This is a genomic window from Brevibacillus sp. HB1.3, assembly GCF_013186635.1.
Classification (GTDB): Bacteria; Bacillota; Bacilli; order Brevibacillales; family Brevibacillaceae; genus Brevibacillus; species Brevibacillus brevis_D.
In genome coordinates, this window is the sequence record NZ_JABMIT010000033.1 from 1 (window position 1) to 952 (window position 952).

The 952-nt window shown below is 49.5% G+C and carries 7 tRNA genes; all 7 read left to right on the forward strand.

The features are described from left to right. The first annotated feature begins 46 nt into the window (after positions 1-46). Positions 47-122: transfer RNA gene (locus HPY31_RS28500), tRNA-Val, on the forward strand. Between the two features lie 78 nt (positions 123-200). Then, positions 201-277 (forward strand) — tRNA-Met (locus tag HPY31_RS28505). Positions 278-354: 77 nt separating this feature from the next. After that, positions 355-431: transfer RNA gene (locus HPY31_RS28510), tRNA-Asp, on the forward strand. A 100-nt stretch (positions 432-531) separates the two neighbouring features. After that, positions 532-607 (forward strand) — tRNA-Thr (locus HPY31_RS28515). A 7-nt stretch (positions 608-614) separates the two neighbouring features. After that, positions 615-699: transfer RNA gene (locus HPY31_RS28520), tRNA-Tyr, on the forward strand. Positions 700-706: 7 nt separating this feature from the next. Further along, positions 707-782: transfer RNA gene (locus tag HPY31_RS28525), tRNA-Lys, on the forward strand. A 65-nt stretch (positions 783-847) separates the two neighbouring features. Next, positions 848-934, forward strand: a tRNA-Leu gene (locus HPY31_RS28530). Positions 935-952: the final 18 nt, after the last annotated feature.

A 952-nucleotide genomic window follows, 5' to 3' on the forward strand; every position in this document is an offset into this window, starting at 1 on the left:
CCCCTACGGGTCACTTAGAAAAATCCCTACATCTTGTAGGTGATTTGGAGGCTTAGCTCAGCTGGGAGAGCATCTGCCTTACAAGCAGAGGGTCGGCGGTTCGATCCCGTCAGCCTCCACCACTACTATCAAAGGGCAAGGAAGGTCAGCTAAAAGCGCCACGTCCTGTGGCAATACTGACAATCAGTCGTCCTAACTATCGCGGGATGGAGCAGCTCGGTAGCTCGTCGGGCTCATAACCCGAAGGTCGCAGGTTCAAATCCTGCTCCCGCAACCAAATTTTCTACTTGCTCTACGTCGAACCATCTTCTTGATCCAGTAGGATCATAGTACCAAGTAGGTACAATCAAACATGGAGCTGTGGTGAAGTTGGAGTTCACGCCGGTCTGTCACACCGGAGGTCGCGGGTTCGAGTCCCGTCAGCTCCGCCATCTTTCTTAACGAGATGGCATAGTTCATGAACATGAAAAAGGTTTAACGGAATAAAAAAACGTTGATTTTTCATGAAAGATATGCCATAATTAAAGATATGCCGGTATAGCTCAATTGGTAGAGCACCTGACTTGTAATCAGGGGGTTGTGGGTTCAAGTCCTATTGCCGGCACCATGAAACTGGGGAGATAGTGAAGTGGCTAAACACGGCAGACTGTAAATCTGCTCCCTCCGGGTTCGGCGGTTCGAATCCGTCTCTCCCCACCATTTTCATGAGCCATTAGCTCAGTTGGTAGAGCATCTGACTTTTAATCAGAGGGTCGAAGGTTCGAGTCCTTCATGGCTCACCAGTTTTTACAAACCCGAAAAGTGAAAGTCAGCTGGTTAACAGCTCTGGATACTTGGATGGGAAAATGCGGTCGTGGCGGAATTGGCAGACGCGCTAGATTCAGGTTCTAGTGGTGGCAACACCGTGGAGGTTCAAGTCCTCTCGACCGCACCAATCAACTTTTTCTTACAG